A 22983-nucleotide genomic window follows, 5' to 3' on the forward strand; every position below is an offset into this window, starting at 1 on the left:
AATAGAGCGATCACCGCAGTAAGCGCGATCGACATCATGGTACGCTGGTCGGCGCTCATCTCATTTCCTCCTTGCCTGTTTGGCCAAGGGAGAACGTTCTGCAAGCTCAAATGTTCATCTTCGGCGACAATCAAGCCGAAAGTTCAGTTTAAAGAACTGTGCTCGGAAAAGGCGTGGCCAAAGGTTTAGGCCGTTTTGCTGTGCAGGCTACCTCACCGATATCGCGCTTCGATTTTGTTGCCCAACGAGGCTCTGCCGGATCGGCAGCGCGCCTGGAAGCCCTGAAGCAAATGGTGGGCCCGGAGGGCCCACTTAACCAGTTGAAATCGTTGCAGGTTACTAACGGCTGCTTCTCACTTTGTTCCCGTAGTTACTTGTTCGATGGCGTGCCCCCTACTATCCTTGACTGCCTTCCAAGAGGCCGGGGCGTCGCGGATCGATTGAGTTGACAGGTTCGTTCGACGCCCTTTGCGCACCCACCGCCGAGGAATGCACCCATGCCCAACGATGTCGCCGAAGTCGCCCGGATGATCCACCGCCTAGAAGACGAAGTCGGTTTGTCGCGTCGAGAGATCGCCGAAGGATCGCAGACCAGTCCGAGCGCAATCACCCGGATCGCAAATCTCACCGCCCAAAACCCTTCCTTCCGAGTGGTCTCCTCAATTAAAGCGTTCTATCGTCAAACTCTCCCGAATGCCGATCCGCAGCAGCAACGGTTCGCCAAGGGATGCCAGCCAAGGGCCGGCAGGTAAAAGAGGCTCGACCATGCCGAAGGAAAAACTGAACCTGCGCAATGTGCCGGACGATCAATGGACCGATGAGCATGAGGCAGAACTGCGTCGGCGGGTCGCCCAAAACCCCGACGATTTCCTGCTGCCGGAAGATGCCGAGGGGCGACCCTTCGCCGAGGTATTTCCCGAGTGGGCCAAGGAAATTGAGCAGCGCAGACGCGAGCGGCGGTGAAACTTCATCCTCGACATAGGTGAGTTGGTATCGTCACCATAACCCGAGCGGCGATAAGCATACGGTGCTGGGCTTGCACCTCCGTCACCGCCGCCAAGCATCGCCTTCCGGGTGGCGCCCCCCGTGGAAGCCGGACTGTGGCGGTGCATCATGCGCCGACGCCCAAGCGCCGCGCACCTGCCCGCCGGTCTTCGGACGCGCCAGGCGTCGAACGGTTGTCTCCTGAGAGCGACCGATCAGAAGAAGGATGCAGCCCGCGATGAACGCGAGACTGGACGCAATCAGCAGCAGCGCGACGAAGAGAGCAGAGCCGGGTAAAGCGCTTCGATATCCAAATTCGGCGGCCCTTTCATTCGCCGCGATGATGTGGACCAGCCACCAGTAGAGGAAGCCGGTCGTTACCGGCGAGCACATCACCAGCCAGATGCCGAGTATGCCGCGATCGGTGAACATTTGCTTGGTTTGCATTTCGTAGAGGTTCGTCATGGTCGTTTTACCTTATCTCGGCTTTGGCGGGAATTTACCTGCGACCTTGCGCGTGGCCGGTTCTACGATCGCGCCGTTCGCAGCCCGCAGAGAGCCATCTTTCTGGCGAAAGCCCTTGACCATAACGCCTTGCGAGGCGAAACACGCAGTGGCGTCTTCAACCAACATGCCTTGTCCGGCAATCAAGGTTGCCTCGGCACCATATCGGGCGAACATTCTGTTGACCTCGTCGTTCATCCGCATCTTGCAATAGCCTTGAGCGCGGATCAGTTGCGCCTGTGTCAGCTTCGGCTCGCCGGGTAGAGCAGCAAACTCGGCTTGGCCGGTCACGCAGCTGGCAAGGGGAAGGGTTGCCATGACGGCGAGCGCCGTCATCATGAAGCGGTTCGTCTTCATTTCGTGATCTTTCGTATTGTTCGGTTGTTACTCGTCGAGCGCCTGATACACGGCTACCTTCTCCAAGCGCGACGGCTTCAATTTCCGCGTACCGGCACGGCAGCGAATTGATTGTCTAAAGGCATCGGGCGGTCGCGTCTATTAAGGCGGTTGGCCTAGGCTAGTTAGAGGGGCCGAAGCGACTGCGACACTGAAATTTCAGAGCCTAATTGCCGCCAACCCGGACGCGCGGGAGCGACCGGCGAAGAACCCGCTCAGGCGCGACCGTTCCGCGAAGCCTTGCCGCACCCCTCTGAGAGCATCGACCGTGGCTTCGCTTGGCGATCAGCCCGGAGGAGTAACTGTGGAGGGAGATAGAGAGCAACGAGCGATGGACACTGCCACCGAAAACCCGGTCGCCGTAAGTGATCGATGTAAGGAGAGCCGAGCAGTACGTCTAGCGCGAGTCTCGCGTGTCCCGAGCCGATATAATCGTGTTGAAATGTAGAACGCTTCTCGTGAAGTTGATCGTCAGCAGTATTGTGTTGAAGGACCAAACAAACACAAGTGCTTGTTGCCACGACCAAAGTGCGATCTTTTCGGGCGCTACGATCATGCAAAGCCAAGATATCAGAATCACGGATATCGCCCAGTAGATATTGAACCGCAATAAACCGACTGCGTTCCGATACGCCTCAGTGTTCTGTATGTTCTCTAGGAATTTGTTCTGTCGCGCGACCACAAATACATAAAAAGTGGCAAGGAATCCCGTTAGTATCGTTGTTATATCGAACACGCCCGAAAAAATCGCGCCAACCTCGATGCCTTCTAAGAAGGACAGGCGTGAAACGACCAGAGTGATGGCTATAGCTCCGCCGCACGCGGCAGTTAATGGTGCATGCGAAATGAACGAATACGTTCTATCGTAAATGCTATTCGCCGTCCGCACCACCATGGCCGTAGATCCTTTCCAGGGTCGGCAAGTTCGCCGCGAAGGTTCTTTCAAGGAATTCCTGTCGAGTCTGCCAATTATGCTCCACCTCATTTCTGAGGTCGAGTGTCTCAGTATTCCTAATTTGATCGGTTAGAATGTCGATGGGATGTTGGTCGTCGGCCAACTTAACCTCAATTTTGTCGAAAACGCCCTCATTTCTGGTTCCCAACCCAATCAGATTGCGCACGGCCGGCATATTTAGACGGCCTCCGCGTTCGTGTCCGGGCCAATAAACTCGCACTTCGATGCTCGGGCCACCAAAGTTGTTCGATAGTGCCTCTAAATTTCTTCCAATGGATGAATTCTGCCCCTCAACCAAGGAGAGATCAGTTGGGCTGTGCACCCGAAACGAAATGGCCCTCGCGTGACGGTCACGAAGTTGCTCTAAACCTGTTCGGGACAGGCACGGCATAAAATGGAACCCTCTATGCCCTGCGATCTTCCGCCGCATGTACTGGTCGATCCGACCCGCAGGTACTGCCTCTTTTCGGCTCTCTAAGAGTATTATGCCTAGGTGACCATCATAACGGAAAGCCGTTCTATGGCCTACCGGATTGGGTTGATCAACCAACTCGCCGTCGTCGAGAGCAATAGGCGGCACGTGGTGACGCTGCTGTCGAACGAATTCGCCCTCGATGAAGCGTCGGTCATTATCAGCGAACGCACAGCGAGCGAGCTTTACACGAACGTCGCCATATAGGGCGGTCCACTGCGTGCGTGTTTCATCATCGATCAGCCGCGTGAGGGCTTCATAGAACGTCGCATTATCATTGTTAAGCGCAGATACACCGAAAAATCGTGCCGTGACCTGTCGATCCAACTTACACCCCCGAGGTTCCCCGTCGGAGGCATGAAACAGATTTGAGGGTTGAAGTACAAGGGGGAGTTGCTTTGTTCCTAAGTTCCCCACAGCGCGTTGCCGCGCTTACCGGCGACCTGTGGGCACGAGGCATAGCCCAAGACCATTGAGAAGCGTTTCCAGCCGCTCCAGCATTTCGGCGCGGTCGCAATGGGTTTGAGCGAGTCTGTCGCCATCGGGGACGACGGCAAGGCCGGTCGCGTCGGGCAAGACGACAAGAGCGTAGGCGGGGCCGCCTCCACCACAGCTGTGACTGGCTGGCGGTTCGAAGGGCAAAACTCTTGCGGCCGTGGCGCTCATTTCACCGCCCTCGCTTCCACTTCCTTTACCCGCGCCTCAAGGAAGTGGAGCGAGTTGCGCAATTTCTGAATTTCGCTGACGAACGCCCGAGCCTCGTCCTTTACGGCCTTCCGGACCTGCCGCTCGACTCTCACCTCATGGGTATCTCTGAGGTCGGCAAGCAGTTGCGCCTCGTCGTCATAGACGGCGCGCTGCACCTGCATCTCGGTGCGCAGGTCGCCGAAGGCCAGTTCGACGGCTTTAACGACTTCCTCGAGCCGGACGGTGAAGCGCCTTTCCAGCGCCGAAAGCCGTTGCTCAGTCCCGGCTTGCACCTTGCGCTCCTCCATCTCGCGATTTTTCCGCGCGGCCCACTGCTCGTAGTCTTCGCCGTTATCGTCCTTGTACGTGCTCACCATGTCACCGCCTCCGTATAAGCGACCGACCCGGCGGACCGCAGACCCCAGCTGACCTGTTGCAGCATGCGCAGCCCGAGAAGCCGCATCTGCCAGAGCGAAACCGTGCTGGCGGTTGCGAAGTCCGGAACCGGCAGGCCGTCGTCGTTCACCACGACCGCCTTGTCGGAAATGTCGAACTGAGGCGCGTCGCCTTCGCCGGAAACGAAAGCGGCGGCATCGATGGCAACGACCGTTCCGGCGGCAAGCGTCGGTGCGGCGATGATCGTTGCGGCGGCCAGGCCCGGCGCGAGTGTGAGCGCCCTGATGCGCTCGGCGGGCGGCATCAGGTAAACGAGGTCGTCGGCATCGATGGCGGCGGCAAGCGCACCGAGATCGCGCGCAAGAGCGGCAGCACCACCGCCGCCGGTTGGCGTCAACGGCACGACACCGGCAAGCAAGCCGCCGGGTGCGGCGGCGGTCGCCGCCTCGTCCGAAAGCATGACGCTGTCCAGAGCCTCGGCCGTGTCCTCACGGATGATCGCCGACAGGATCGCCTCGATATTCGAATGCTTGGCGAGTTCGGCGCTAAAGATCGTCAGGATTTTCGCCATGTACGGCTTGATGACGTTCGACGAGAGGCCAACGCGGCGGACCGGGATTGGGTCGCCTTCGCCGGGAAAAACGGCGCTCATATTCGGCGTCACGGCATCATCCCGACGCGGCACCGGAACCGACGAGACGCCCACAAGCGAAATCCGCAGTCCACGCGAGGCAAGCGCCGCATAGACCGATTGCGGTGCGAGGACTTCGAGAACACCCGCAAAGGCGGGTTGCACGATTCCCCACGATGCAGCGTCATCTGTAGTCGCAGGGGGCGCAGCCGCGCGGGCTTTCAGGAAACCGCCGATATCGGCAAGCGCGCGGGACACATCGGCGTCGTTCGGATAGAGCGAGGCCGCCACCTGGTCGGGCTCGGTTTTCCCGAGGAAGGCGTGAACGCGGCAGATGGCGGCGCGGATGATGGCTTGTTGCGGTGCCTTGGCCCGTTTACGCCCTCGGCGTTCGAGGCTGATCAGGAGATGTTTCTGCTCGGAAAGCGCGCGCTCGACGCGGGCAAGTTGGTGATCCATAAAAACCGCCTCCGTTTTCGGCGGGGCGGTCGGGGATCGACAACGCTTGCCCGCCGGGGGCTTTCTCACGGCAAGGGGATCATAGCCCGCAAACTATTTCAGGGTTGAAATGGCGATCACGTTTTGTTCGGCCATAGCGCCCCGCAGACGCGCGTTTGCGTTCGGACGATCAATCTATCGGGCGAGCCGCGGAACGGCGATCACCGTGTCGATTATGGCTGTCGCTGAACGCATGCCAGCAAATCGGAAAGCCTTTCCGTTTTGACGCGCGATGCCCTTTATGCCCTCGCAGCGCCATCTTCGGTACTCTGTTGCTGAATGTACCGATATCGGTACAGCGGAACTCGCCCCCGCGTTGGTCGGCGCTGTCGGAAATCCATGCCGCGCTTATTCGTCGGTTGCCTTCGGCGCGTCGCTGCCATTCCTGCGCTGCGCTTCGCGAATATCGCCAATGATCGTTGCAATCAGATCGGGATCGCCGTCTTCAAGGGCGGCTTCGAGAATGCCAGCCTGTTGTTCCGGCGTTTTGAGGAAGTCTTGGATGTCGAAGCGGATTGTTTCCAGTGTCATAGAACGACTCTTAGCGGAAATCGGCGGATTAGGCGAGGTTAGCGCCGGTTGCAGGAGGTCAAAAACCCAGTTTTGTATTGACATAGCCCCCCATCAACAATTTCCCGTTTTTTCGCGCTTTTGGCAGCCGCCGGTCCCGAAGGGGCAGTCCGAAGACTGAAGACCGCCCCCCCTCGGCATGGCCCCGTCAGTTTCGGAAGCTGCGAAGTTTAGCGTCGGCTGCGATGGCGAGTGAGTCGCCAGCGGCAACGCCGAGGGCGACCGCTTCGCCGAAGGTCTTGCCAGCGGGATAGCGTCGCATCAATTCCATACCGGCTTCCAAGGCTGCTACTTCCTGCTTGGTCTTTTCCGCTCGCGCATGGAACATTCCCCTCGCGATATCTGTCGCTCGCTTGAATTCGGCGACGGTTGCCTCGGGAAACTGGCGCATGGCGTCTTCTATTCCCGCTTGGGTGGTCTCCGGTCCCGGTTCTCTGCCATCGAGTTCCTTGAAGATGGCGGTTGCCATTTCATGCACTGTGCTCATTGCCTTCTCCTTGGTTATGCCGCAGGTGCGGCGGGTGATGTTTCATTCGCCAGTGCGGCGAGCGTGTCGCCGTGGCATCTGCGAGGATGGCACCAGCACAAGAGCAACTTGCCCTTGAGACTGGGGATGCGTTCGAGCAGATCGGGATTGGCGCGGATGTAGCTTTCGTATCGGTCGCAGACGAGATCGCGATTCGCTTCCGATGTCATCCGGAAGGGATTGCCCCAATCGGTCTGGCGATCAATGCGGACGATGAGGCCGCGTTCTTGCGCATAGGCGATCAGGTCATGGTCGACGAGGATGCCGCCGACCTTGCGCATGGTTCCGACAACGGTGAGACCCTGGTCGAGCATGCGGCGACGCTCGCTCATTGCCTTACCTCCTGTTCGATCCGCTCGACAAGCCACGCTCGTTCCGCGTCCCGTTCTGGTCTCGCATCGTCGGCGATATGAGCGAGGCGCATGCGGCAGGTCTCCGCACCCATTTTTCCACGTTCGATTAACGTGCCGCCGAGTTGTACTAGCCAATCCGGCCCGAAATCCCCTTTGAGCGCAGCAGCTTCGCCCTCACGAATCCAGCGATTTACAATCCGCATTGCTTCGATGCGCTGCCAGTTCTCCTCTACCTTCATCGCCTTTCCTCCTTCGCCCGGATCATTGGCTCGGGCTTTGCCGTTCCTTCATCGAAACTCCCTTGCGGTCCAGCCGTCGCCGCGCTTGATCAACCCGTCCGCATCGCAACTCGTCGACCGCGAAGCCGACCTGCATCTGCACATACGCCAGCCGCCGCCGCAGCCGGTCGCGCTCGCGGATCGCCTCGTCCCGCTCGCGCTGAACCTCGGCGAGTTGGCGGCGCAGGTCCTCGACGTCCTCGATGTCGGCGGGGTGGATCGTCATCCGTTCAATCCCCACCCACTTCCACCCCACCCGAGCAAGTGGGTGGCTGCCGTACCCACTCCGAAACAGGACCACCCCACCAACGCTTCCCCACCCTTACCCCCTTACAGGGGGTATAAGGGTGGTGGGGAAACGGGTGGGAGACTGGTCCCGTAATGGTCCGCCACACGGTGTTTCCCCACCCGTTCCCCACTTGGCCGATTTGAGTGGGGAAACTTTTACGCGTACCGAGTGCCGACGCGTACAACCGGGATTTTTCGATCCTTTTTCCCATCTCTGATGATCTCCTCGATGACGAGCAGTCCGCTGTCCATCCATTGCTTGATGATTTGTGCGCAGCGCTCGCGCGCTGTGTTCTGTGTGGTGGTTCGATTTGCCTTGGCGCCGGCAAAGCGCCCTGTATCGATTTCGAGTATTTCGGCGAGCAGGTGCCCGACCCAATCGGTCGATTGCGGACTAGCTCGATTGCGCGTTTCCTCGCGTTCGAGCGCGTCCTGAAAGGCGACGATGTGATGGCTCTGGACGTCGTCGAAGGGGTTCGGCCAGCGCCATGGAACGACGACGCGGACGTGATCGCCGTCCGGATTTGTCAGGTCGTCCGGGTCGCCGTTCGGCAGAACCACGTCTTCGAGATAGCGCCAGGTAACGTCGTCCCGCGGTGGCGTCAGGTTGATCTTGTCGAGACCGGCGCGGAAATAGCGGCGATGCCCATTGCCGGTAATGCCAGCCTTTTCTGCCTCTGCCGCCGTCATGCGGTTCAAGACGCGAACGACGCGGAATCCGGCAATCAATGCCCCGCCGCCTCTGGCATCCTCGGCGGTTATTTCCGAGCCGTTCGTCTTGCGCGGATGGTGGACGAGTCCGACGCCACAATCGCAGTGACTGGCGATGTTGGAGCACGTCTCGCTGATCGCACCCATCACTTCGTTGGAATTGCAGTTTGCCGTAACGAAGTTCGCGAGCGGATCGAATATCGCGACATCGATGCCATTGCCGCCGATCGTCCCTTCAAGTTGGCTGAGGACTTCCGGCTGCACCTTGAAACCGTCGCGCCCTGATGGCGTAACCAGCTTGATCGGCATATCTCGACCGCTGTCGAGGAAAAGCCGCCCGTAGATGTCATTGGGGCCAAGGCCATAATGCTGGCATATTGCGTGCACCTGCCGTTCGAGTTCGTCCATAGGGTCTTCGCCATTCCAGTACCAGACGCGCAATTGCTCATCGGTGCGGAAGCGGTGACCTATGCGCAGCAGATCGCGACCGGAGGCGAGCGCGACGGCTTCGACGAGGCATAGACCGCTCTTTCCGATGCCGCCCGGTGCGACTGTGGCGGTGGCGAAACCGCGATAATAGAGATCGGGATAGAGGCACTGGCGGCGCGGGATGGTGGCGGGATCGTGCCAGACGAAGCGATGCGCCTGGACGAGGCGTTTTTTCGCGGGGACATCGGCATCGGCTTTCATCGCTGGCGTGCCTTCTTCATCACATCGATGGGAACTGCGCCGCCTTGAATTGAAAAACCTCGCGGGGTATGATTTCGGCGCGGTTCCCTTATCTCGGAATCCCCTCATGTGCCGCCCGTGCTGCCCCCTCAATGCGCACGGGCGGTTTTATTTTGCGGTCACTCTGCCGTCACACGACGGCGCTCGCACTCCTCGACGTCTTCGGGCCGGAAACGCCACTGGCGACCGAATTTGACGCCCTTCAGTCCCCACACCTTTCGACGGCGCAGGACCGTCTCGCGCTCACAACCCCAGCGGTCGGCAAGGTCGTCGTCTGTCATCAGCTTGCGGATAGGGGTGTCGTTCATCTGTTCCTCACACACGTTCCAATCCAAAATGGTGCTCTACGGGAACCATTTTAACGCTTCCAAATGCGATCTAGCAACAGTATAGTTTCGAGACGGACTTGCATTTTCAAATCTGAACTTTGAATTTTAAGGTATAAATACAGATTTGCACTTATGGATCGAAAGTAGAAAGTGCAAATTTGCATTTATACTCGATGGGCCTGTCAAGGGACGGGGAGGATGAAGACTGATCCATTTGGCTATGCGCCGCGCGGATTGTCGCGCTCGGAAAGCGCCCGTTACATCGGCGTCGGCGAAACACTGTTCGATGAACTTGTTGCCGAGGGCACGATGCCGAAACCCAAGCGCCTGCATAATCGCGTGGTTTGGGATCGCGTCGAATTGGATATCGCTTTTTCGGCGGTGCCGCAGAGCGGAAGCACCGAAATCCAGAGGGCACTGGAACGTGCCCGTGCACAACGAAAATGAGAGCTTGTCATTCTGCGCATGGCGCGCAATAACGAGAGCGTATCCACCTTGGACAGGAGAGACGTTCTTGCCCCGAAAGAAGAAATCACAAAGCCCCGCCGGCTGGTCCCGCTTTACCGACGCCTGCACCGAGCCCGAAAAACTGGCCGACATGGTGTTCGGCTGGCGCACCAAGCTCGACATCACCGCCGATTTGGCCGCCGAAGTGCTCGGCATGTCGGTGCGCACGCTGAACGGCGTCGAGCAAGGTAGAGGCTTCCGCTATCCTCTCATGCTCGTTCAAGCCATGCTCCGCATCGACGAGCACTGGCACAAACACCGCGCCGCGCTGGAGGGCACCGCAAGATGACGACCGATGAAGTCAAAAAACAATATCCCGGTGTTACCCAATGGCGGAAAACGCCGGACAGCCCGATCCGCTGGCGGTTCCAGAAGAAGGGCATGAAGACCACGCTGCTGCCGGTCGGCGTCGAACCAGGGACGAAGGTTTTCGATGCCGCCTATAGGGCCATCATTGAGAATCGCGCACCCCGCAAGGCAGACGTCGTCGAAATGCCGAACGCGACGTTGCCCGAGACCTTCAAAGCCGCTTGGAAGCTTGTTCTGCAATCGCAGGAATGGCGTGATCTCGCCAGCGACAGCCAGTCGAAGAACGAACGCATGGCACAGGAATTTTTTGCCATGCAGATTGTTATTGGCGAAAGGCTGTTATGGGGCGAGGTTCCGGTCGCTGACATGACGTATGAGGACCTAGAACTGCTTATTGAGCGTTGGGAGGTCACCCCGTCGAAGCCGTGGCATATGAAAGTCATGCTCAGGAAAATCTTCTTCGTGGCCCGCCGCAAAGGCTGGCGCAGCGATGACCCTACCGAGTTGGTCAAATGGAAGCGCGGCGGCGGCAAGCGCGGCGGCTATATCGGCTGGAAACGCTGGCCCGACGACATCCGCGCCCGATTTGAGGCGCGTCACAAGGTCGGTTCGGCGGCGCGCACCGCCTATGCATTGGCGCTCTGGGCGGGCGACCGGCGCGGCGATATCGCCGTTCTTAGGTGGGATCAACTGATCAGCGTCGAGATCGACGGCGAAACTGTCGAGGGCTTCGAATTCGAGCAACAGAAGCGAGTCCAGAGCGACGAGGATATGATCCAGTTCCGGCCATTGACGAAGATGCTTGCCGAGGCGTTGGCACCGCTTGACCGTTCAACCGAGACCGTTCTTGTGACCGCTTACGGCAAGGCATTTAGCGGAAAGTCGCTTACCGGGATGATGGCGCATTGGTGCAAGCAAGCCGGTATTCCGGTCTCGAATCGCAAGACAGGCGAAATCGGCTACACCCTCCACGGCTTGCGCAAGACCTATGCAACGATGGTCGCCGAGAGCGGTGCCAGCTTCCAGCAGCAGAAGGATATGCTCGGCCATACCACCATGCAGCAGGTGGTCCTCTATGCGAAAGGCGTCGACAAACGCAAGACGGCGACGGCGGGAAGCCGCCTGCTTGAGGAGAAGCAAACGCCACGTCTGCGTGTCGTCAAATGAGGGGTACTAAGTTACTATAGTACCCCTCACCGTAAGCCTTTGAAAACAAAGAAAAATGGTGGGCCCGGAGGGACTCGAACCCCCAACCAAGCGGTTATGAGCCGCCGGCTCTAACCATTGAGCTACAGGCCCTGCCGGGTCGTCCGACCGCCGCGAACCAATGGCAATTCGCGGGCTCGAATGGCTCTAGCGGAAAACCTTTTTGCCGACAAGCCATTGCCGCAATGCCTACACAATCGATAAGCAAGGATTTGGCAGATAACAACCGGAGAGAAACTTCCATGATTTCCACACGCATTGGCCGCTCCGTCAATGTTGCGGCGATTGCCGCCATCTTCGCCGGTGCTTTTGTGGCGGCCGCAGCGGCGCAAGACAATGTTGCCGGCAAGGGCGACGCCAAGGGGCGCCCGGACGGGGTGAGAGGCCGCCAGGCGGTGATCAAGGTTTTCGGCGAAGGCCGGGCGACGACGGCGCCCGACATGGCGATCGTGCAGCTGAGCGTCGTCAAGGATGCGAAGACCGCCCGCGAAGCGCTGGACGCCAACAACAAGGCGATGGCCGAGGTACTTGCGGCTCTAAAGCAATCAGGCATTGCCGAGCGCGACCTGCAGACGAGCGGCTTCTCGATCATGCCGCAATACAATTATCCGCAGAACAGCGACGGCAGCGCCCGCCCGCCGGAGCTCGTCGGCTATCAGGTCGTCAACGGCGTCAGCGTGCGTGTGCGCGATCTGGCGAGGCTCGGCGAAATCCTCGACAAATCCGTCACGCTCGGCGTCAACCAGGGCGGCGGCATCGAATTTACCAACGACAAGCCGGAGCCGATTATCACCGAGGCCCGCAAGGCGGCTGTCGCCGACGCAATCGTGAAGGCGAGGGTCTTGGCCGAAGCGGCCGGCGTCTCGCTCGGGCGGCTGATCGAGCTCTCGGAACAGCCTTCCCGCCCCGAGCCGCCAGTGCCGATGCGCACCATGGCGAAGGAATTCGCCGCCGACCAGGTGCCAATCGCAACCGGCGAGCAGGCCTATAGCGTCACCGTCAATGTGACCTTCGCGGTCAACCACTAGCATCGCCACCGAGCCACCGGGTAGGCCAGCCTGAGGTTTCAGGCTGGCCTCTCCTCGAACGTCAAAAAAAAGAAGAGCCCCCGACGTTTGGCGCGGGGGCTCCTTTTCCGTCAGCGGGGAGACAAGACGGAAAGACTGTCCTTACCAGCGACCGATGATCGGGCAGCCACGGACATTAGCGAAGATGATCGCCTGGCGATCGCCGTGACGGCGACCTTGGACGACGACCTGGCGGCGCGAGATGTCGGCGACATGGGCGCGGCGCAGGCCGCGATCGCGTGCCTTGTCTACGGCAAGCCACGGTTCGCAGCGACCGCGACGTTCCCAGCGGTCGCGGCGCCAATCGCGCCTATCGTCCCAGCGGTCATAGTCATGCTCGCGGTATTGAACTCCGCCACCCTGGCCGAATTCGAAAACCAGCGCATCGGCCGAAGCCGTGGTGGTCGTACCGACAAGGCCGGTCAGCCCGACAACGGCGGCGACGGCTGCATTGACAAGAAATTTCCTCATGGCATTTTCTCCGTTTAGCGAAGGGGTTGGCGGGTCACGCTCTCAACCATTGATCCAAATCTAGACCGGGCAAGCTGAACGGCACCGGAACCCTTCGTTCATGCGGTGTTCAGGAAAAGTCCCGCCCCCCGCTCGAATCTCAGGCGATTCGGCCGGTTTTGCGGCAGGTCAAGGGCGGAGACGTGAACGGACGACCGCCCGCGCTTTCCTCTTCCCGTTCAAGGGGAAACGAGAAAGGGCGGAATTCGTTCCTTTCAGCTGCACAAGAGCGAACCTAAGGCTTTGAAAACCGACGGCTTTCCTTCTCCGTCAGTTAACCGGCGAGTTCCTGCTCGAACAACTTCAGATTGCGATAATGACTGAGCCGTGTAATGACGCCATCCTCGATCTCGAAAATAAACACGCTGGGGATGGCATAGGCCTGGCCCGACGCCTCCGGGAAACCGGCCATCGTCTCGCGGTACGTGCCGCGCGCGGTCGTGTCGGCCGCCACGCGCTGCCCGAAGGCATCGCGCATCACCACGACGTCGCCAAAACTCTCGTCGAAATGACGCAGGTAGCTCATCACCCAGGTTCTGAGCGGCCCGATGCCGAGCGTGCGCTGACCGGTCAGCGAATCGAAGGCGACATCGTCGTCGAGGAGGCGGTCGAGCGTTTCGAAATCCCTGTCGTTCACGGCCTCGATGAAGCGACCGGCAATGGTCTGGGCGTCCGTCATCCTTTCCTCCTCATAGTCGGCAGGCCGTTCATTCTACAGCAGGAATCGTCAGATCGGCCAGTGCAGAGGATAGACTTGCGTCAGCTTCCGAGATGCAGGACAACGTCGCGGCGGTGCGGGCGATCGCGGTGCTCGAAGAGATAAATTCCCTGCCAGGTGCCGAGCGCCATGCGCCCGTCGATGACCGGAACCCCGAGTGAGACCTGGGTCAACGCCGCCTTGATATGGGCGGGCATGTCGTCCGGGCCTTCTTGGGTGTGGACGATCCAGCCCATCGAAGGAGCGGACGACGGGGGCACGAGACGCTGGAAGAATTCGCGCAGATCGCGTTGAACGTCCGGATCGGCGTTTTCCTGAATGATGAGCGAGGCGGAGGTGTGGCGCACGAAAACCGTAAGCAGCCCCTCCGAGGCACCGCATGCCCGGACGAAATCGGCCGCCTCGCTCGTGAACTCGTAGAGCCCCTGCCCCTTGGTGGCGATGGTGATGACGGTCTGCGGCATTACTGTCGTCCTGCATGGCGGGCGCCGCGCTTCCGCCAGCGCCGCTTCTACTGGACACTATCGCGAAATTCATCCGGATTGGAAGAACCGCTCAGCATCTTGGCGTCGCGCAGAGCCTTGCCGGTCGGGCATCTTCGGCCGGACTGCTCGCCGCCCCGTCATCCGGTCGCAGGTCAAAGTTCCAGGAAGGGCTCGAAGCCGCCATAGATCATCCGCTTGCCATCGAAGATCGATTTCCACTCATCGCCCTGCAGACGCGGATCCGCCATCACCTTGGCAACGATCGCGTCACGGTCCTGGCGCGACCGGTAAACGACCCATGAGAAGACGACGGTCTCGTCCTCCTTGGCCTGCACCGCCCGCGGAAACGAGGTGAGCTCTCCATAGGGAACGTCGTCGCCCAGGCATTCGACATAATTCAGCGCACCGTGCTCCTTCCAGACTTCACCGGCCTTGCGAGCCATATCCTTGTAGGCCTCGACGTTTTGCTTCGGTACCGCGACCAGAAAACCATCCACATAAGCCATGTCCGTCTCCTCCATTGAAAGTCAACAAAGGACGGCCGGGGCGGAAAGGTTCCGACACGACAAAGCAAATTTTCGAAGAGCGGCCGACAGATCCTCAAAGAGGCTTGATGAGTCTTACCCCCCGCAGCCCTGCAGCTGGCGCGCGTAGAGCGCCGCGACGTTGCTGGCGCGCTTGGCCCCCGTCTTCGCCGTATCGCTCCAACTGCCGCGCGCATAGCCGCCGTGGCCGTGATAGTAAGCGATGTAGAGCCGATAGGGATCGTTGAGGGCAATGCCGTTCTGCTGGTGGCTCTGATTGTGGTACCAGGCAATGAAGCGGACCGCGTCGGCAAAGTCCGTGCGGCGCGCCATCCAGCGCCCGGTTTCGGCCTGATAGCGGGCCCAGGTGCCGTCGAGCGCCTGCGAATAGCCATAAGCCGAAGAGACCCGCGTCCAGGGGATGAAGCCGAAGAGCTTGGTGCGCGGCGGCCGTGCATTGTGGCGGAAGCCGGACTCCGTATAGATCGTCGCCATCAGTACGGGCACCGGCACGCCATATTCGCGCTCCGCCGCATAGGCGGCCCGGCGCCAACTGTTGAATAGGCCATCTCGCTGCTCGAAGACGGCGCAGGCGTTCCGGGTCTCTCTCGGCACCGTTCCGCAGCCGGCCAGCAACAGGAGGACGACGACAAAAACGCAACGCATCGCGGAACCTCTCGTATGCGAGAGATTGATAAAGCGTAAATGTTAAGGAACGGTTTTGAAGCGAAGTCGAACGACGGGATCGCCGATTGCGCCTGCTGCACCTCGGGCGAAGCTACCATTGGCGATAAGCGGCGTCGGCTTTGACGAGACGCTCCGCAACGCCATCTGCGGCGCGGCGCATATCCTCTCCGGAAGCGTCGCGCCGCAGTAACCAATCAGTTACAATCTTGTTCGCCTAGCCGAGCGTGCCGATCAGTTCGCGATAGGCAGCCTCGGGGAAGGCCTTCAACGTCCGGGTGCGCACATTGCCGTAGGTGCCCAGCGTCAATGAGAACCGTGCGGCAATCGCGTCGTCCGGCGCTTCGCAGATCGCGACCATGTCGTATTCGCCCATGGTGAGATAAAAATCCTTGAAGGAACCGCCCATTTCCTCAAGCACCTTTCTGGCCGCATCCAGCCGTTTCGGCGACTCACGCACAGACTTGATACCCTGATCGGTCCAATTGAGGAGCACGACGTAAGTGGTCATCTCACACCTCCCGCAGAACATCCCGCCCTCGAAGGAGAGCGTCCAAGATGCTCCAAATCAAGAAAAGGCTAGAGCGCTTCTTACGCGTTTAAGGTCCGGCGCTCTAAGGCACGGTGGACGCCTGCGGTGCAACTACTTCTCTCGCACTGCAACCAGTGCCCCCTTTCGCTGCAAGCTCAGAAGTATAATCCCGCGGTCCGAACCGAACAAGTTCAGACGCGTTCGCGCCACCCCGAGGGCGGCACCGAGAAACAAGAAAGCCGGGCGCTGGCCCGGCTTCCGTGCATTTCTTTGAGAGAGCGGTCGGCTCAGCTGTCTCTGTTCAGCTGTCGAGGAACGAGCGCAGCTTGCGCGACCGGCTCGGATGCTTGAGCTTCCTGAGCGCCTTCGCCTCGATCTGACGAATACGCTCGCGGGTCACCGAGAACTGCTGGCCGACCTCTTCGAGCGTGTGGTCGGTGTTCATGCCGATGCCGAAGCGCATGCGCAGCACGCGTTCTTCACGCGGCGTCAGCGAAGCGAGGACGCGCGTGGTCGTCTCGCGGAGGTTCGCCTGAATGGCCGCGTCGATCGGCAGCAGCGCGTTCTTGTCCTCGATGAAATCGCCGAGATGCGAGTCCTCTTCGTCGCCCACGGGGGTCTCGAGCGAGATCGGCTCCTTGGCGATCTTCAGGACCTTGCGCACCTTCTCGAGCGGCATGGCAAGCTTTTCCGCCAGCTCCTCGGGCGTCGGCTCGCGGCCGATCTCGTGCAGCATCTGGCGCGAGGTGCGGACGATCTTGTTGATCGTCTCGATCATGTGCACCGGAATGCGGATCGTGCGGGCTTGGTCGGCGATCGAGCGGGTGATCGCCTGCCGGATCCACCAGGTCGCGTAGGTCGAGAACTTGTAGCCGCGGCGGTACTCGAACTTGTCCACCGCCTTCATCAAGCCGATATTGCCTTCCTGGATGAGATCCAGGAATTGCAAGCCGCGGTTCGTGTACTTCTTGGCGATCGAGATCACCAGGCGCAGGTTCGCCTCGACCATCTCCTTCTTGGCAATCCGCGCCTCGCGCTCGCCCTTCTGCACCATCGACACAATGCGGCGGAACTCGGCGATGGAGATGCCGGTCTCGGTCGCGAGATTCTGGATCTCCTGGCGGATGTCGCGGATCGTCTGGTTCTCGGCCCTGGCAAACTCCTTCCAGCCCTTGCCGGCGAGATTGCTGATCGACTTCATCCAGTTTGGGTCGAGTTCGGCGCCAGAATACTGTTCGAGGAAGGAGTCGCGCTTGACACCGTAGGATTCGGCAAGACGCAGCAGCCGCCCCTCGTTCTGCATGAGCCGCTTGGAAATGTCGTAAAGCTGCTCGACCAGCGCGTCGATGCGGTTCTGGTTGAGCGACAGGGACTTCACCGCCTTGATCAGCTCGTCCTTCAGCTCCTTGTAGCGGCGTTCCTGCGCCGGCGACAGCGTGCCGGTCGCGGCAAGGCGCGCTTCCACCTGCTGATCCTGCAGCTTGCGGAGCTTCTTGTAGGTCTCGGCGATGATGTCGAGCGTATCCATCACCTGCGGGCGCAGCTCCGCTTCCATCGCGGCGAGCGAGAGGTTCGACTCGTCGTCGTCCTCTTCCTCTTCCTCGACCGGCTGGCCCTCGCCGCCGACATTAGTGATGTCGTCGTCATTGGCCGCAGTCCGCGATCTGCGGACCTTTTCCTTCTCCTCGGCCGCCTTGCGGTCGGCCTCGATCTTTTCCGGGCTCTGGAACTGCGGCGCGGCCTTGGCCTCGGGACCGGAATAGGTGGTCTCGAGGTCGATGATCTCGCGCAGCAGCGTCTGGCCCTCGTTCAACTCGTCGCGCCAGATGATCAACGCCTGGAAGGTGAGCGGGCTTTCGCAGAGACCTGCGATCATCGTTTCGCGGCCGGCCTCGATGCGCTTGGCGATGGCGATCTCGCCTTCGCGGGAAAGAAGCTCCACCGAGCCCATCTCGCGCAGATACATGCGCACCGGGTCGTCGGTACGGTCGGTCGGTTCCTTCTTCTTGCCGGTGGCAAGCGCAGTGCCGCTGACGGTCGCGAGTTCGCCGCCTTCGCTCTCGGCGTCGTCGGCACTATCCTCTTCGTCGCCGCCCGCCGCTTCCTCGACTTCCTCGTCTTCGATGACATTGATGCCCATGTCGGACAGCATCGACATCGTATCTTCGATCTGCTCAGAGGTGACTTCTTCGGAAGGCAGGACGGAATTGAGTTCGTCCATCGTCACATAGCCGCGCTTCTTGGCGGCCTTGATCATCTTCTTGACAGCGTCGTCGGAAAGATCGAGAAGCGGACCGTCCGGAGTGCCTTCGCGTTCAACGTCTGCTTCTTCGTTTTCTTTGACTTTTGTTGCCATTTAATCGTCGCTTTCCTTGTCGCAACCGGTGTGTTCCCGGTGCCCAATGCCGCTCGGGGGTTCGGGCGCGCCGCGCACCCGCCACCGACTCATTTCCCCTGACGTAACGGGATGATGTTTAATTCCTGATTAACCACGACAGCGATCGCGGCTGAGCGGGCAAGCTTCGACAGTCCTGCCACTGAGTCGTCTCTGGCATGATTCCCTATCCGCCGTACCATGTCGCCATTTCTGCTTGAAATGGTGATTCCCAGAATTTTTGATCCCGTCAAGCATTTCCGGTGAAAAACCGCGCAAATCGGCAAAAAACGCTTGTCGACGGGAATTCCTCGCCGTTCACCAGGGTTGGCACAAGATGTAGGAGCGCCCTCTTAAAAGACAAGGGGCGCAGGCTTTTTCCGGGATTAGCCCTGTTATTTGGCTTCAGGATGCAACCGGCAGTCACATCACAGCCAATCCATCACCACCTTGCCGGAATTGCCGGAGCGCATCGCCTCGAATCCGTCGCGAAACGCATCGATGCCGATGCGGTGGGTGATGATCGGCGAAAGGTCGAGCCCACCCTGGACAAAAGCGATCATCTTGTACCAGGTCTCGAACATTTCGCGGCCATAGATGCCCTTCAGGTTGAGCATCTTGAAGATCACCTTGTTCCAGTCGATCTCGAAGCCGGCCGGCGCAATGCCGAGAATGGCGATCTTGCCGCCATTGTTCATCTTGTCGATCATGTCGCGAAAGGCGGGTGCCGCGCCCGACATTTCGAGCCCGACATCGAACCCTTCGGTCATGCCTATCGACCGCATCAGATCGGCGAGGTTCTCCTTCGAGGCATCGACGACATAATCGATCCCGACCTTGCGGGCGAGGTCGAGGCGCACCGGATTGATGTCGGTGATCACCACCTTGCGCGCGCCCGAGCGCTTGGCGACCAGCGCCCCCATGATGCCGATCGGCCCGGCGCCGGTAACGAGAACATCCTCGCCGACGAGATCGAAGGAAAGCGCCGTGTGCACGGCGTTGCCGAACGGATCGAAGATGGCGGCGATCTCGTCCGGCACGTCATCCGGGATCGTCACGACATTATATTCCGGCAGGCAGACGAACTCGGCGAAAGAGCCCGGTCGGTTGACGCCGACGCCGAGCGTGTTGCGGCAGAGGTGCCCCCTGCCCGCCCGACAATTGCGGCACTTGCCGCAAACGATATGGCCTTCGCCGGAGACCCGTTCGCCGACATGATGCTTGGTGACCGCCGAGCCGACTTCAGCGATTTCGCCCATGAACTCGTGGCCGACGACCATCGGCACCGGAATGGTCTTCTGCGCCCATTGGTCCCAATTCCAGATATGGACATCGGTGCCGCAGATCGCCGATTTCTTGACGCGAATCAGGACATCGTTCGGCCCGACCTCGGGCACCGGCACGCGTTCCATCCACAGCCCGACTTCCGGCCTCGTCTTGACCAGCGCCTTCATCATGTTGGTCATCGCAAACACACTCCTCCTGGCCGTAACGCGGGCTCCCCCAAATCGCTTCCTAGATTACCCCTAACTCGCGGCCGACTTCTTCAAAAACAGCGATCGCGCGGCGGACGTCGGCCTCGCTGTGGGCCGCCGACATCTGGGTGCGGATGCGCGCCTGTCCTCTCGGCACGACCGGGAAGGAAAAGCCGATGACGTAGACGCCCTTTGCCAGCATGCGCGCCGCCATCTCCTGCGCCAGTGCCGCATCGCCAAGCATCACGGGAATGATCGGGTGCCCCTCGCCGGCCAGCGTGAAGCCGAGCTTCGACATTTCCGCCCGGAAGAGTGCCGAATTTGCGTAAAGTCGCTCGCGAACGGCATCGCCGTTTTCGATCAGTTCGAAGACCTTGAGCGATGCGGCGGCGATAACCGGAGCAAGAGTATTGGAGAAGAGATAGGGCCGCGAGCGCTGGCGCAACCAGTCGACGACCTCGGCTTTGGCCGAAGTGTAGCCGCCCGAGGCACCGCCCAGCGCCTTGCCGAGCGTGCCGGTAACGATGTCGACCCGGCCCTCGACGCCGCAATGCTCGGCCGAGCCGCGGCCATGCTTGCCGACGAAACCGACCGCATGGCTGTCGTCGACCATGACCATCGCGCCGTATTTCTCCGCCAGATCGCAGACGCCCTCGAGATTGGCGATGATGCCGTCCATGGAAAAGACGCCGTCGGTGGCGATCAGCTTGAAGCGGCTGCCCTCAGCCTTCTTCAGCTCCTCTTCCAGCGCCGCCATGTCGTTGTTGGCGTAACGGAACCGTTTCGCCTTGGAGAGCCGCACCCCGTCGATGATCGAGGCGTGGTTCAACGCATCCGAGATGATTGCATCTTCCTCACCGAGCAGCGTCTCGAACAGCCCGCCATTGGCATCGAAGCAGGAGGAATAGAGGATCGTGTCCTGCATGCCGAGGAACGCGGAGATACGCGCCTCGAGCTGCTTGTGCTCCTCCTGCGTGCCGCAGATGAAACGCACCGAGGCCATGCCGTAGCCGTAGCGGTCGAGCGCCTTCTTGCCGGCATCGGCAAGCTCCTCGTTATCGGCGAGCCCCAGATAGTTGTTGGCGCAGAAGTTCAAGACCCTTTCGCCGGACGCGACTTCGATCTCGCCCGCTTGCTTCGACGTGATGACCCGCTCCGACTTGTAGAGCCCGGCCGTCTTCAGGCCCTCGAGTTCCGAACGGAGGTGAGTGAGGAAAGCAGAGGTCATGGCTGGTCGCTTTCAATCGAGGACTGATTTCGTCTAGACAAATAGCATGACGACTTTCGACATGCAGCACATTCTCACTGCATTGTTGAGGTGAAACGCGCGGGTTTCAAGCGTGATCCGCGCCGCCGACGCGGCGCTGCTGGATCCCTGCACGCCTGCGCACGCATGCCGCCGGCATTGCTCGATCAGCCACCATCCTCGAACGCTTCGATTACCGCCAGAAAAGCCTCGCCATACCTCTCCCGCTTGCTCTCGCCGATGCCGGGTATGTCGAGGAGATCGTCGAAGTCGCGGGGTCGCCGTTTGGCGAGCGCGATCAAGGTCGTGTCCGGGAACACGACATAGGGCGGGACGTTCAAGTCCTTGGCGATCGAGGACCGCTCGGCGCGCAGGCGTTCGAAAAGCTCGAGATCGGAGCCGGCAAGGTCGGAGCGCTCACGAGCCGCCGGCTTCTGGCCGCGCGCCGCCTTGCCGGAACCGGGCCGATCCTTGCGGAAGAACACCTGGCGCTTGCGCTTGAAGACACTTCGTGCCTCCGGCTCGAGCTTCAAGGCCCCGAAGGCGGCATGATCCACCGTGATCAGCCCCGCGGCCAGCAATTGCCGGAAGACCGATTGCCAGGTTCGCGCCGGCAGGTCCTTGCCGGCACCGAAGACCGGTATGTCGACATGGCCGAAGCGCTTGGTCTTTTCATTGACGGTCCCGATCAGCACGTCGATGACGTGGCCGGTGCCGAACCGCTCGCCGGTCCGGTAGACGGCGGCGAGTGCCTTGATCGCCGCTTCCGTGCCGTTCCAGGTTTCGACCGGCTTCAGGCAGGTGTCGCAGTGGCTGCAGCGGCCGGGATGCGCCTCGCCGAAATGCGCAAGGATCGCCTGGCGCCGGCAACCGACCGTTTCGCAGATCGCCAGCAGGGCGTTGAGCTTGGACCGTTCGATGCGCTTGATCTCGTCGGGCGCGCCGCCCTCGTCGATCATGCGCCGGCGCTGGATGACATCGGCCATGCCATAGGCCATCCAGACCTCCGACGGCAGTCCGTCACGCCCCGCCCTTCCCGTCTCCTGGTAATAGGCCTCGACCGAACCCGGCAGGTCGAGATGCGCCACATAGCGCACGTTCGGCTTGTCGATCCCCATTCCGAAGGCAACGGTGGCGACGAGGCAGAGATTTTCCTCTTTAAGGAAGGCATCCTGATGTGCATCGCGCAAAGATCGATCCATACCGGCATGATAGGGAAGCGCGCGGATGCCTTGTTCGTTCAGCCAATCGGCGGTGTCCTCGACCTTGGCGCGCGACAGGCAATAGACGATGCCGCTCGAGTCCTTGAAGCGCGACAGGAAACGCAGGAGCTGTTGGCGCGGCTGGTCGCGTTCGACGATCTCGTAGGCGATATTCGGCCGGTCGAAGCTGGAGGTGAAAACCCGTGCGCCATTGAGCCCCAGTCGCTCGATCATGTCGTCGCGCGTATGCGGGTCGGCGGTGGCCGTCAGCGCAACGCGCGGCACGCCGGGAAAGCGCGACGCAAGGCAATCGAGGCCGCGATATTCGGGGCGAAAATCGTGCCCCCATTGCGACACGCAGTGCGCCTCGTCGATGGCGAAGAGGGCGATGTCCATGTCGCCGATCATCTCGGCGAACCCGTCGGTCACCGCACGCTCCGGCGTCACGTAGAGCAGGTCCAGGGCGTCCGCCGAGAGCGCCCGGCGGACGGCGATTGCCTCGTCGCGGGTCAGGGAAGAGTTAAGCGCGGCGGCGCGAATGCCGAGCTGCTTCAGCGCCTCCACCTGGTCCCGCATCAGCGCGATCAGCGGCGAGACGACGATGCCGACGCCTTTGCGACACAGCGCCGGAATCTGGAAGCAGAGCGACTTGCCCGCCCCGGTCGGGAAAAGCACGACCGCATCGCCGCCTTCCGCCACGTGTTCGATGACCGCCTGCTGCTGACCGCGGAAGGCGGAATAGCCATAGATGCGCTTGAGGATATCGAGAGAATTTCCGAGGCCTCGCATGTCGAACAGGTGCGCGGTGGTGTCGTGACTTTCGGACATGGAATCGCT

29 protein-coding genes and 1 tRNA gene are annotated in these 22983 nt (G+C 60.6%); 6 read left to right on the forward strand and 24 right to left on the reverse strand.

Going from position 1 to position 22983, the window contains the following annotated elements; all coding sequences use genetic code 11:
• The first annotated feature begins 497 nt into the window (after positions 1 to 497).
• Together USDA257_RS22455 and USDA257_RS22460 are read left to right on the forward strand one after the other, a co-directional pair.
• A complete protein-coding gene (locus USDA257_RS22455; RefSeq protein ID WP_014765275.1) occupies positions 498 to 752 on the forward strand; it encodes a hypothetical protein in 255 nt (84 codons plus the stop codon).
• A gap of 13 nt (positions 753 to 765) precedes the next feature.
• Entirely contained in the window at positions 766 to 963 is a 198-nt protein-coding gene (locus USDA257_RS22460) for a hypothetical protein (protein WP_014765276.1), read from the forward strand.
• A gap of 84 nt (positions 964 to 1047) precedes the next feature.
• On the opposite strand, the gene USDA257_RS22465 is transcribed toward USDA257_RS22460, so the two are convergent.
• The 13 genes from USDA257_RS22465 to USDA257_RS22525 form a co-directional block, all read right to left on the reverse strand.
• Positions 1048 to 1449, reverse strand: coding sequence for a hypothetical protein (locus USDA257_RS22465; protein ID WP_014765277.1), 402 nt, complete (start codon positions 1447 to 1449; stop codon positions 1048 to 1050).
• Between the two features lie 12 nt (positions 1450 to 1461).
• On the reverse strand, positions 1462 to 1845 hold the full coding sequence (locus USDA257_RS22470) for a hypothetical protein (protein WP_014765278.1): 384 nt from the start codon (positions 1843 to 1845) through the stop codon (positions 1462 to 1464).
• A 911-nt stretch (positions 1846 to 2756) separates the two neighbouring features.
• Positions 2757 to 3638 carry a DUF6731 family protein gene (locus tag USDA257_RS36235; RefSeq protein WP_144051954.1) on the reverse strand — a complete coding sequence of 294 codons (882 nt, stop codon included), beginning with the start codon at positions 3636 to 3638 and terminating at the stop codon, positions 2757 to 2759.
• A 105-nt stretch (positions 3639 to 3743) separates the two neighbouring features.
• Positions 3744 to 3977, reverse strand: a complete 234-nt coding sequence (locus tag USDA257_RS36240; RefSeq protein WP_144051955.1) for a hypothetical protein — start codon at positions 3975 to 3977, stop codon at positions 3744 to 3746.
• Positions 3974 to 4375 carry a hypothetical protein gene (locus USDA257_RS22485; protein WP_014765283.1) on the reverse strand — a complete coding sequence of 134 codons (402 nt, stop codon included), beginning with the start codon at positions 4373 to 4375 and terminating at the stop codon, positions 3974 to 3976. The genes USDA257_RS36240 and USDA257_RS22485 overlap by 4 nt, the downstream gene beginning before the upstream one ends.
• Positions 4369 to 5484, reverse strand: a complete 1116-nt coding sequence (locus USDA257_RS22490; protein ID WP_014765284.1) for a hypothetical protein — start codon at positions 5482 to 5484, stop codon at positions 4369 to 4371. The genes USDA257_RS22485 and USDA257_RS22490 overlap by 7 nt, the downstream gene beginning before the upstream one ends.
• 387 nt (positions 5485 to 5871) lie before the next feature.
• Positions 5872 to 6138: a helix-turn-helix domain-containing transcriptional regulator gene (locus USDA257_RS22495; protein ID WP_223843364.1), complete on the reverse strand. Its 267-nt coding sequence runs from the start codon at positions 6136 to 6138 to the stop codon at positions 5872 to 5874.
• A 103-nt stretch (positions 6139 to 6241) separates the two neighbouring features.
• Positions 6242 to 6580 (reverse strand): hypothetical protein, encoded by a 339-nt coding sequence (locus USDA257_RS22500; protein WP_014765287.1) that lies wholly within the window; start codon positions 6578 to 6580, stop codon positions 6242 to 6244.
• Between the two features lie 14 nt (positions 6581 to 6594).
• Positions 6595 to 6951 carry a DUF4326 domain-containing protein gene (locus USDA257_RS22505; RefSeq protein WP_014765288.1) on the reverse strand — a complete coding sequence of 119 codons (357 nt, stop codon included), beginning with the start codon at positions 6949 to 6951 and terminating at the stop codon, positions 6595 to 6597.
• A complete protein-coding gene (locus USDA257_RS22510; RefSeq protein WP_014765289.1) occupies positions 6948 to 7211 on the reverse strand; it encodes a hypothetical protein in 264 nt (87 codons plus the stop codon). The genes USDA257_RS22505 and USDA257_RS22510 overlap by 4 nt, the downstream gene beginning before the upstream one ends.
• Before the next feature lie 22 nt (positions 7212 to 7233).
• Entirely contained in the window at positions 7234 to 7476 is a 243-nt protein-coding gene (locus USDA257_RS22515; protein WP_014765004.1) for a hypothetical protein, read from the reverse strand.
• Between the two features lie 218 nt (positions 7477 to 7694).
• Positions 7695 to 8939, reverse strand: a complete 1245-nt coding sequence (locus USDA257_RS22520) for an AAA family ATPase (RefSeq protein ID WP_048657425.1) — start codon at positions 8937 to 8939, stop codon at positions 7695 to 7697.
• Between the two features lie 158 nt (positions 8940 to 9097).
• Positions 9098 to 9286, reverse strand: coding sequence for a helix-turn-helix domain-containing protein (locus USDA257_RS22525; RefSeq protein ID WP_014765291.1), 189 nt, complete (start codon positions 9284 to 9286; stop codon positions 9098 to 9100).
• 219 nt (positions 9287 to 9505) lie between these two features.
• Between USDA257_RS22525 and USDA257_RS22530 the strand changes: the two genes are divergently transcribed.
• The 3 genes from USDA257_RS22530 (at position 9506) to USDA257_RS22540 (ending at position 11290) form a co-directional block, all read left to right on the forward strand.
• A complete protein-coding gene (locus USDA257_RS22530) occupies positions 9506 to 9754 on the forward strand; it encodes a hypothetical protein (RefSeq protein ID WP_014765292.1) in 249 nt (82 codons plus the stop codon).
• A 67-nt stretch (positions 9755 to 9821) separates the two neighbouring features.
• Positions 9822 to 10103, forward strand: coding sequence for a hypothetical protein (locus USDA257_RS22535; protein ID WP_041414540.1), 282 nt, complete (start codon positions 9822 to 9824; stop codon positions 10101 to 10103).
• Positions 10100 to 11290 carry a tyrosine-type recombinase/integrase gene (locus USDA257_RS22540; protein ID WP_014765294.1) on the forward strand — a complete coding sequence of 397 codons (1191 nt, stop codon included), beginning with the start codon at positions 10100 to 10102 and terminating at the stop codon, positions 11288 to 11290. Before USDA257_RS22535 ends, USDA257_RS22540 begins: the two co-directional genes overlap by 4 nt.
• Positions 11291 to 11346: 56 nt before the next feature.
• Here the strand turns inward: USDA257_RS22540 and USDA257_RS22545 are convergent.
• Positions 11347 to 11422: transfer RNA gene (locus USDA257_RS22545), tRNA-Ile, on the reverse strand.
• A gap of 149 nt (positions 11423 to 11571) precedes the next feature.
• Here USDA257_RS22545 and USDA257_RS22550 point away from each other — a divergent pair.
• The gene (locus tag USDA257_RS22550) at positions 11572 to 12357 is read left to right on the forward strand and encodes an SIMPL domain-containing protein (protein ID WP_041414541.1); all 786 of its coding nucleotides are present in this window, start codon (positions 11572 to 11574) and stop codon (positions 12355 to 12357) included.
• 141 nt (positions 12358 to 12498) lie between these two features.
• Here the strand turns inward: USDA257_RS22550 and USDA257_RS22555 are convergent, their stop codons facing one another.
• The 10 genes from USDA257_RS22555 to recQ form a co-directional block, all read right to left on the reverse strand.
• The gene (locus USDA257_RS22555) at positions 12499 to 12867 is read right to left on the reverse strand and encodes a hypothetical protein (RefSeq protein WP_014765295.1); all 369 of its coding nucleotides are present in this window, start codon (positions 12865 to 12867) and stop codon (positions 12499 to 12501) included.
• A 313-nt stretch (positions 12868 to 13180) separates the two neighbouring features.
• Entirely contained in the window at positions 13181 to 13585 is a 405-nt protein-coding gene (locus tag USDA257_RS22560; protein ID WP_014765296.1) for a ketosteroid isomerase-related protein, read from the reverse strand.
• Positions 13586 to 13665: 80 nt separating this feature from the next.
• Positions 13666 to 14088, reverse strand: a complete 423-nt coding sequence (locus USDA257_RS22565; protein WP_014765297.1) for a secondary thiamine-phosphate synthase enzyme YjbQ — start codon at positions 14086 to 14088, stop codon at positions 13666 to 13668.
• Between the two features lie 173 nt (positions 14089 to 14261).
• Positions 14262 to 14615: a DUF1428 domain-containing protein gene (locus USDA257_RS22570; protein WP_014765298.1), complete on the reverse strand. Its 354-nt coding sequence runs from the start codon at positions 14613 to 14615 to the stop codon at positions 14262 to 14264.
• Positions 14616 to 14729: 114 nt separating this feature from the next.
• On the reverse strand, positions 14730 to 15299 hold the full coding sequence (locus USDA257_RS22575) for a transglycosylase SLT domain-containing protein (RefSeq protein WP_014765299.1): 570 nt from the start codon (positions 15297 to 15299) through the stop codon (positions 14730 to 14732).
• A gap of 235 nt (positions 15300 to 15534) precedes the next feature.
• Complete coding sequence (locus USDA257_RS22580) at positions 15535 to 15828, reverse strand: GYD domain-containing protein (protein WP_014329069.1); 294 nt, start codon at positions 15826 to 15828, stop codon at positions 15535 to 15537.
• 322 nt (positions 15829 to 16150) lie between these two features.
• Positions 16151 to 18205, reverse strand: coding sequence for an RNA polymerase sigma factor RpoD (gene rpoD, locus USDA257_RS22585; RefSeq protein ID WP_014765302.1), 2055 nt, complete (start codon positions 18203 to 18205; stop codon positions 16151 to 16153).
• Between the two features lie 446 nt (positions 18206 to 18651).
• Positions 18652 to 19689 carry an L-threonine 3-dehydrogenase gene (gene tdh / locus USDA257_RS22590; protein WP_014765303.1) on the reverse strand — a complete coding sequence of 346 codons (1038 nt, stop codon included), beginning with the start codon at positions 19687 to 19689 and terminating at the stop codon, positions 18652 to 18654.
• 49 nt (positions 19690 to 19738) lie between these two features.
• Entirely contained in the window at positions 19739 to 20926 is a 1188-nt protein-coding gene (locus tag USDA257_RS22595; RefSeq protein WP_014765304.1) for a glycine C-acetyltransferase, read from the reverse strand.
• Positions 20927 to 21111: 185 nt separating this feature from the next.
• A complete protein-coding gene (gene recQ / locus USDA257_RS22600; RefSeq protein WP_014765306.1) occupies positions 21112 to 22974 on the reverse strand; it encodes a DNA helicase RecQ in 1863 nt (620 codons plus the stop codon).
• Positions 22975 to 22983: the final 9 nt, after the last annotated feature.

Source organism: Sinorhizobium fredii USDA 257 (genome assembly GCF_000265205.3).
Lineage (GTDB): Bacteria > Pseudomonadota > Alphaproteobacteria > Rhizobiales > Rhizobiaceae > Sinorhizobium > Sinorhizobium fredii_B.

Coding starts and splice junctions, on each gene's coding strand:
- USDA257_RS22455 (WP_014765275.1), top strand. CDS start 498: ATGCCCAACGATGTCGCCGAAGTCGCCCGGATGATCCACCGCCTAGAA.
- USDA257_RS22460 (WP_014765276.1), top strand. CDS start 766: ATGCCGAAGGAAAAACTGAACCTGCGCAATGTGCCGGACGATCAATGG.
- USDA257_RS22465 (WP_014765277.1), bottom strand. CDS start 1,449: ATGACGAACCTCTACGAAATGCAAACCAAGCAAATGTTCACCGATCGC.
- USDA257_RS22470 (WP_014765278.1), bottom strand. CDS start 1,845: ATGAAGACGAACCGCTTCATGATGACGGCGCTCGCCGTCATGGCAACC.
- USDA257_RS36240 (WP_144051955.1), bottom strand. CDS start 3,977: ATGAGCGCCACGGCCGCAAGAGTTTTGCCCTTCGAACCGCCAGCCAGT.
- USDA257_RS22485 (WP_014765283.1), bottom strand. CDS start 4,375: ATGGTGAGCACGTACAAGGACGATAACGGCGAAGACTACGAGCAGTGG.
- USDA257_RS22490 (WP_014765284.1), bottom strand. CDS start 5,484: ATGGATCACCAACTTGCCCGCGTCGAGCGCGCGCTTTCCGAGCAGAAA.
- USDA257_RS22495 (WP_223843364.1), bottom strand. CDS start 6,138: ATGTCAATACAAAACTGGGTTTTTGACCTCCTGCAACCGGCGCTAACC.
- USDA257_RS22500 (WP_014765287.1), bottom strand. CDS start 6,580: ATGAGCACAGTGCATGAAATGGCAACCGCCATCTTCAAGGAACTCGAT.
- USDA257_RS22505 (WP_014765288.1), bottom strand. CDS start 6,951: ATGAGCGAGCGTCGCCGCATGCTCGACCAGGGTCTCACCGTTGTCGGA.
- USDA257_RS22510 (WP_014765289.1), bottom strand. CDS start 7,211: ATGAAGGTAGAGGAGAACTGGCAGCGCATCGAAGCAATGCGGATTGTA.
- USDA257_RS22515 (WP_014765004.1), bottom strand. CDS start 7,476: ATGACGATCCACCCCGCCGACATCGAGGACGTCGAGGACCTGCGCCGC.
- USDA257_RS22520 (WP_048657425.1), bottom strand. CDS start 8,939: ATGAAAGCCGATGCCGATGTCCCCGCGAAAAAACGCCTCGTCCAGGCG.
- USDA257_RS22525 (WP_014765291.1), bottom strand. CDS start 9,286: ATGAACGACACCCCTATCCGCAAGCTGATGACAGACGACGACCTTGCC.
- USDA257_RS22530 (WP_014765292.1), top strand. CDS start 9,506: ATGAAGACTGATCCATTTGGCTATGCGCCGCGCGGATTGTCGCGCTCG.
- USDA257_RS22540 (WP_014765294.1), top strand. CDS start 10,100: ATGACGACCGATGAAGTCAAAAAACAATATCCCGGTGTTACCCAATGG.
- USDA257_RS22550 (WP_041414541.1), top strand. CDS start 11,572: ATGATTTCCACACGCATTGGCCGCTCCGTCAATGTTGCGGCGATTGCC.
- USDA257_RS22555 (WP_014765295.1), bottom strand. CDS start 12,867: ATGAGGAAATTTCTTGTCAATGCAGCCGTCGCCGCCGTTGTCGGGCTG.
- USDA257_RS22560 (WP_014765296.1), bottom strand. CDS start 13,585: ATGACGGACGCCCAGACCATTGCCGGTCGCTTCATCGAGGCCGTGAAC.
- USDA257_RS22565 (WP_014765297.1), bottom strand. CDS start 14,088: ATGCCGCAGACCGTCATCACCATCGCCACCAAGGGGCAGGGGCTCTAC.
- USDA257_RS22570 (WP_014765298.1), bottom strand. CDS start 14,615: ATGGCTTATGTGGATGGTTTTCTGGTCGCGGTACCGAAGCAAAACGTC.
- USDA257_RS22575 (WP_014765299.1), bottom strand. CDS start 15,299: ATGCGTTGCGTTTTTGTCGTCGTCCTCCTGTTGCTGGCCGGCTGCGGA.
- USDA257_RS22580 (WP_014329069.1), bottom strand. CDS start 15,828: ATGACCACTTACGTCGTGCTCCTCAATTGGACCGATCAGGGTATCAAG.
- rpoD (WP_014765302.1), bottom strand. CDS start 18,205: ATGGCAACAAAAGTCAAAGAAAACGAAGAAGCAGACGTTGAACGCGAA.
- tdh (WP_014765303.1), bottom strand. CDS start 19,689: ATGACCAACATGATGAAGGCGCTGGTCAAGACGAGGCCGGAAGTCGGG.
- USDA257_RS22595 (WP_014765304.1), bottom strand. CDS start 20,926: ATGACCTCTGCTTTCCTCACTCACCTCCGTTCGGAACTCGAGGGCCTG.
- recQ (WP_014765306.1), bottom strand. CDS start 22,974: ATGTCCGAAAGTCACGACACCACCGCGCACCTGTTCGACATGCGAGGC.